This window comes from Pseudomonas sp. PS01270 (assembly GCF_029959775.1).
GTDB lineage: Bacteria > Pseudomonadota > Gammaproteobacteria > Pseudomonadales > Pseudomonadaceae > Aquipseudomonas > Aquipseudomonas atacamensis.
In genome coordinates this window covers 1-231 of record NZ_JASCPT010000315.1, presented here as the reverse complement: position 1 = coordinate 231, position 231 = coordinate 1, and the positions used below count along the sequence as shown (strand labels likewise).

At 56.7% G+C, this 231-nt stretch carries 1 protein-coding gene; it reads left to right on the top strand.

The window, feature by feature from the left end; genetic code table 11:
- Positions 1 to 231, top strand: a 231-nt coding sequence (locus QMX86_RS28335; RefSeq protein ID WP_282388013.1) for an immunoglobulin-like domain-containing protein, incomplete at both ends; no start/stop codon positions are given.

Genomic DNA, 231 nt, shown 5'->3' with positions numbered 1-231 from the left:
TGGCCAACGGCCAGACCATCACCATCGGCGTCGGTCAGACTACTGGCACTGCAACTGCTGTTGCTGCGAACGATGCGTTGGTCGGTAATGCGCCGATCACCAATTCGATCACTGGCGTGAGCGGTGGCAATTTCGAAGATCTGGTTGCAGACAAAACTCCGGTTTCGACTTCTGTCACCGACGTTGCCGACACTACCAATCTGTCGCTCAGCGCCAGTAACTCGGTGGCTG